Annotated in this window: 4 protein-coding genes; 2 read left to right on the top strand and 2 right to left on the bottom strand. The window is 66.5% G+C overall.

From position 1 onward, the window contains the following. Positions 1-83: 83 nt before the first annotated feature. Both ACFFJ7_RS18200 and rpmB read right to left on the bottom strand, forming a co-directional pair. Positions 84-692 carry a queuosine precursor transporter gene (locus ACFFJ7_RS18200; RefSeq protein ID WP_377594262.1) on the bottom strand — a complete coding sequence of 203 codons (609 nt, stop codon included), beginning with the start codon at positions 690-692 and terminating at the stop codon, positions 84-86. 10 nt (positions 693-702) lie between these two features. Further along, positions 703-999 (bottom strand): 50S ribosomal protein L28, encoded by a 297-nt coding sequence (gene rpmB / locus ACFFJ7_RS18195; protein WP_377594260.1) that lies wholly within the window; start codon positions 997-999, stop codon positions 703-705. A 370-nt stretch (positions 1,000-1,369) separates the two neighbouring features. Between rpmB and ACFFJ7_RS18190 the strand changes: the two genes are divergently transcribed. Continuing rightward, a complete protein-coding gene (locus ACFFJ7_RS18190) occupies positions 1,370-2,236 on the top strand; it encodes a DUF3108 domain-containing protein (protein ID WP_166955772.1) in 867 nt (288 codons plus the stop codon). 518 nt (positions 2,237-2,754) lie between these two features. Beyond that, the gene (locus ACFFJ7_RS18185) at positions 2,755-6,165 is read left to right on the top strand and encodes a helicase-related protein (protein WP_377594258.1); all 3,411 of its coding nucleotides are present in this window, start codon (positions 2,755-2,757) and stop codon (positions 6,163-6,165) included. Positions 6,166-6,188: the final 23 nt, after the last annotated feature.

Below are 6,188 nucleotides of genomic sequence, written 5' to 3'. Positions count from 1 at the left end.
ACGGCCGGACTTTTCTGTTTGCGGAACTGCATGCAAATTTTCACAAGGGAGGATTATTGGCTACCCTGCCGCCTGCCCGCCGGTTACGCCTTGCGCGGTTGCTCCACCGGCAGCACGATGCGCAGCAGGGCACCGTAAGGCACCAGCATCAGCAGTGCCATGGCGACCTTGACCATGAAATCGCTCACCCCCCAAGCCACCCAGACCGGCGCGTATAGGCTGAAGCCCAAGACGCTATAGGAAGCAACGTCCGTCACGACGCCAGCAAAGGCGAGCGAGAAGAACAGCGCCGTATCGATGGCCGATCCGATAAGACCGGAGGCGAGGGGGGCCCGCCACCATGCCAACCGCCGCAGCCGGTTGAATACCGAAACATCGAGCAACTGGCCAACCAGAAAGGCGATGCCGGAAGCAGCGGCGATTCGCGGCTCCGCCAAGAGCGCGGACATCACGACGGCAATGCAGAAGCCGACGGCGACGAGCCGGCGCGCAGCAGCAACGCCGAACCGGCGATTCGTCAGATCCGTGACGAGGAAGGCAACCGGATAGGTGAAGGCGCCCCAGGTCAGATAATCCTGCAGGCCCCACGGCGTGAACGGGTGCTGGACAGCGATGTTGGAGACGACGACGACAGCGGCCATGGCAGCCACTGGCCACCACAACCGCTTCATCTCCGCGCGCAGGCCGTTCATCGCCGCGCGATCAGTTGACCGGGACTTCCGCGTGCTTCTTCGCGATCTCGCGCTTCAGAGCGCGGGCATTCAGCGAAAGCTCGTCGTCGCCGGCCTTGATCAGGAACGCATCGAGGCCACCGCGGTGCTCGACAGAGCGCAGCGCCGCAGCGCTGATGCGCAGGCGCACGCTGCGTTCCAGCGCGTCCGACTGCAGCGTCACCTTCACGAGGTTGGGAAGGAACCGACGCTTGGTCTTGTGGTTCGAGTGGCTAACGAGATGGCCGACCAATACGGCCTTGCCCGTCAGTTCGCAGCGGCGTGCCATGACGCATTATCCTTGTTAAACGCTATCGAGGCACCGAGCTATCGCTGAAACAGCAAAAACCCGACGTTACCGCCGGGGACGCGGACACCTCATGTCCCATGAAAGATTTGGGGTGTATAGTGTACGAGGCAGGGCATCGTCAAGGCAGTGCGATCATTTTGTCATCGACATGACACGGAAGCGCTGCCCGTGCCCATCCGGGAGGTGGATTTTGGCGGGCTGTGTTTACACATCATTATCCATGGAAGACGATCCTGTGGTGACATTTGGGCGGATGATTCTCCCCGGCGGGGAGTGCGGCGCCGATTCGGTGGGCCAGGAGCGGCCCCATTAACAAGCGGATTCAGGCATGACGCGGCGATTCTTGAGAATGACGGCCTTGGCCGCGCGGCTTGCGGCGGCGGGCATTCTGGCTTCCCCCTGCGCGGCGTTGCCGGCGTGGGCTGCGGAGGCCGACTCCGGCGGCGCTTTCGAGAGCCGCTACGACATTACGCTGATGGGCATGCAGGTCGGCGTCGCGCAGCTCAAGGCGAGCGTGGCGGGTGATCGGTACAAGGTCGAGCTGTGGACCCGCCTGACAGGGCTTGCCGGCGTCATGACCGGCGGCAAGGGGGCGGCGAGTTCCTCCGGCACCGTCGCAGGCGCCATGGTTCGCCCGGCGAAGTTCGCGGTAACGACCGCGTCGGGCGACAGATCCGTCAGCGTGCGCATGGCGCTCGCCGACGGTGCCGTCCGCGCGCTCAAGGTGAGCCCGCCGATTCCCGAACGCAAGCAGCGCATCCCGCTGCGCGAAGGCGACATGCGCGATATCGTCGATCCCGTGAGCGCGCTGCTCATGCCCGTCGCAGGCAGTGTGGCCGCGGGCGATCCGGCTGCCTGCAACCGCACGCTGCCGCTTTTCGACGGTTCGGCCCGTTTCGACGTGCCGCTCTCCTTCGTCCGGGCGCAGAAAATCAACGGCCGGGCCTATGCCGGCACCATCGCGATTTGCTCGGGTCGCTACAAGCCGATTTCGGGACACGTACCCGGCCGTCCCGATACGGATTTCATGGAAAACAACCGTGACATCGAAGTGTGGCTCGCGCCTGCGGTGGAGGGGCGGCTGTTCCTGCCTTACCGCATCTCGGTGCGCTCGCCGCTCGGCCTTGTCGTGATCGAGGCGACGCGCTTCCCAGGCGGCCTGCCCGACACGGCGCCGCAAAGAACGCCGGGCCCCGCGCTCCGCGCCAGCAACTAAAGCGCCCGGCGTTCCGACGGAATCACAGTGTGCGCTCTGAATTCTATATTTTACCGCAACTTGCATTCGATTCGATGGATCGACTTGAATGCAAGTTGCGTTGGGCGGCGCCCGATACCATTTGTTGAGGGCGTGAAGGCGAACAAAAGTCGATTCTGTCGTTGTCTGCGATTCGAGCGCATTTCGTTCCGTTCGCGTTCAGCCGCGGCGGCATCCGCCCGGTCGGGCCGTGCTGACAGGCGAAAAGGCGACTCGGATGGAAAATCCGATGCAAGGCGAGAGGGATAACGCCGCAGACGCGATTGCGCGCGGGCGTTTGCCGTGCGAAAGTACAACTGGGGCACGGTCGCTTCGCTTGACAAGCGCTCAAGCTTGCCATGTGGTGCACGGGGTGGGCCAGCAATCGCGATCAGCGGGAAATGGCCTGCGGGCGGCTCCGTTCAGGAAGGTGGTCGTCATGCGTTGACAAGGCGCTTCGTTTTTTCCGCCCACCGGTTCAATCTCGCCGTTCAGTCGTTATGGCCCTGTCTCCCTTACCCCGCTCCCTGCCTCCGCGTGTCCGCGCCCGTGGCGTGACCGCCGTGCTTGGGCCCACGAACACCGGCAAGACCCATCTCGCCATCGAACGCCTGCTGGGGCACGAGAGCGGCATGATCGGCCTGCCGCTGAGGCTGCTCGCGCGCGAGGTCTACAACCGTGTCGTGGAACGGGCGGGGGCCGACGCCGTGGCACTAATCACCGGCGAGGAGAAGATCAAGCCCGCGAACGCCCGCTACTGGATCGCCACCATCGAGGCGATGCCGCGCGATCTGGACGTTGCCTTCGTCGCGATTGACGAAATCCAACTTGCGAGCCATTTCGACCGTGGACACGTGTTCACGGACCGGCTGCTGAACCAGCGCGGGCGGGCGGAAACGCTGGTGATCGGCGCCGCCACCATGCGCCCGCTGGTGGAACTGCTGCTGCCCGGCGCCAACATCGTCTCCCGCCCGCGCTTGTCGAAGCTGTCCTATGCCGGGGAGAAGAAGATCACGCGCCTGCCGCGCCGCTCGGCCATCGTCGCTTTTTCAGCGGAGGAGGTCTATGCGATCGCGGAGCTGATTCGCCGCCAGCACGGCGGGGCGGCCGTGGTGCTGGGTGCGCTCTCGCCGCGCACACGCAATGCGCAGGTTGAGCTTTATCAATCCGGCGATGTGGATTACATCGTGGCGACGGATGCCATCGGCATGGGGCTTAACCTCGATGTCGATCATGTGGCCTTCGCGGCGAATCGCAAGTTCGACGGCTTCGGGTTCCGCGAACTCAACCCGGCGGAGATCGGCCAGATCGCGGGGCGTGCCGGGCGGCATCTCAAGGATGGCACCTTCGGCACCACGGGCCGCGCGGATGCATTTGACGCCGAGGTCGTGGAAGCAGTAGAGGATCACGTGTTCGATCCGGTGCGCATCATCCAGTGGCGCAACCCCGATCTCGATTTTCGCTCCATTTCGCATCTGCGTTCCAGCCTTGCGGAAATTCCCGCCGAGTCCGGGCTGACGCGGGCGCCCATCGCCGAGGACGAGGCCGCTCTCGACATTCTGGCGCGCGATTTCGCGGTGCGAGACATCACGCAGGGAAAAAGCGCGGTTGAAAGACTCTGGGAGGTCTGTCAGGTTCCCGACTATCGAAAGGTCGCGCCGGCCGCGCATGCAGAACTTGTGGGCACCATCTACCAATCGCTGATGCTATCAGGCACCATCGCCGACGACTGGTTCGCCCGCCAGATCCGCCATGTCGACCGGACCGACGGGGAAATCGACACGCTGTCCGGACGCATCGCGCAGGTGCGCACCTGGACCTTCGTGGCGAACAGGCCTGACTGGCTGCGCGATCCTGCCCATTGGCAGGGCGTCACCCGTCAGGTAGAGGACAGACTATCTGACGCGTTACACGACCGGCTCGCCAGCCGTTTCGTGGACCGCCGCACCAGCGTCCTGATGCGACGCCTGAGAGAGAATACGATGCTCGAAGCCGAAGTCACCACAGCGGGCGATGTCCTGGTCGAAGGCCAACATATCGGCCGCTTGCAGGGGTTCCAGTTCGCGCCGGACGCGGAAGCCGAGGGGCAGGATGTGCGCGCCTTGCGCGCCGCCGCCCAAAAGGCGCTCGCGGGCGAGATCGAGGCACGCGCCGAGCGGCTTTCAGCGAGCCCGGACGAGACCTTCGTGCTTTCCAATGACGGCATCGTCCGCTGGAATGGCGATGCGATCGCCAGGCTGATGGAAGGCGAGAAGCTGCTGGCGCCCGGCCTGCGGCTCATCGCCGACGATTCGCTCGCCGGCGGCGCGCGCGAGAAGGTCGAGACGCGGCTCTCAACCTGGATCAAGGCGTATGTGACGAAGCTTCTCGGCGCCCTTGACCTTCTGGAAGCGGCCGAGGACATCACCGGCCTCGCGCGGGGCGTCGCCTTCCAGATTGCGGAGGCGCTCGGCGTGCTGGAGCGCGCGCGCGTCGCGCAGGACGTCAAGAGCCTCGATCAGGAAAGCCGTGCCACCCTGCGCCGCCACGGCGTGCGCTTCGGCGCCTACCATTTGTACATGCCGCAGTTGCTGAAGCCCGCGCCGCGTGCGCTCGCCGCGCAACTGTGGGCTCTGAAGAACGGTGGCCTCGACCAGCCGGGTCTCGACGATATCGCGCATCTCGCGGCCTCGGGCCGGACGTCGTTCAAGTTGTCCGCGGAGGTGGCAAAGGGCCTCTATCGCGCAGCAGGCTTTCGTGTCTGCGGCGAGCGGGTGCTGCGCGTCGACATCCTCGAACGTCTTGCCGATCTCATCCGTCCCGCCATCGCCTACAAGCCGGGCGTGACGCCCGGAGAGCCGCCGGCGGGGGCCGCCGACGGCGACGGCTTCGTCGTGACGGTTGCGATGACATCGCTTGCCGGATGCGCGGGCGAGGACTTCGCGTCCATCCTGCGCTCGCTCGGCTATGTCCCCGAGAAGCGGACGGGCCCCGCCATCACGGCGGAGCTGGTGCCCGCGCCCCGTCTCATTGCCGCGCCCGCAACGGACTCGTCGGCTCCTGCCGGGCAGGACGCCGCCGAGGAGCTGGCCGCGGAAGCGCCGGTCGCAGGCGATGCCGTCCCGGATGGAACGGCTGAAGCCGCCGCCACGGACACGCCGGCGGAAGCGGCGCCCGACGTTGCGGAAACAACGGAGCTTGCTCCGGCTGAGGCCGCACCGGCGGCGGAGCCGCTGCCAGCCGCTGACGCCGAACCGGCCTTTGCTGAAACCCTTGTGACGGAGGATGCCTCCACGGCACCCGTCGCCGAGGCGCACGACGCGGAGCCGGAACAGGCGGGCGCGCCCGCAGAGGCGGAGGCATCCGCCGAGGAGGCTGCACAGGAGGCCGCAGTACCGGCCGAGATTGATATCTGGCGGCCGCACCGTCATCAGCATGGTCCGCGCCAGCAGCGTCAGCGGGAAGGGCAGGGCGAGCGGCGCGGGCGTGGTGGTGCAGGCCATCCGCGCGGCCAGCAGCGATCTCCCCAGCACGCTCCGGCGGACACCGCGGCCGGCGAGGTCGCCGCACAGGCGCCGCAGGGCGAGGGGGATGCAGCAGCCCCGGCGCGCGAGCATGAGCGCCAGCGCCGGCTCGAACGCTTTGGTGATGCTGCCCGTGCGCGCAACAACGGCGGCCAGCCCGGCGGCACGCGCGATGACGAGAACCGGCGTTTCGGCCGCAACCGGGACGCCGCTGGCGGCCACGGCAAGGGACACGGCGCGGAGCGGCACGGGGGGGACAGGCCCGGCGGCGGCGCAGGGCAGGCCAAATCCTGGCAGGACAGGAAGAGTTCCGGCCGCGCCGAGCGCGCCCCGGATCCCGATTCGCCCTTCGCCAAGCTCGCGGCCCTCAAGCAGGCGCTCGAAGGTCGCACCAAGGAAAAGGGTTGATCGCTCTTGCCCGATCCCGAAGC

The sequence above is a fragment of the Pseudochelatococcus lubricantis genome (assembly GCF_042432495.1).
GTDB lineage: Bacteria > Pseudomonadota > Alphaproteobacteria > Rhizobiales > Beijerinckiaceae > Pseudochelatococcus > Pseudochelatococcus lubricantis.
The sequence above is the reverse complement of the archived record's forward strand: the minus strand, read 5'-3'. Positions and strand labels throughout refer to the sequence as shown.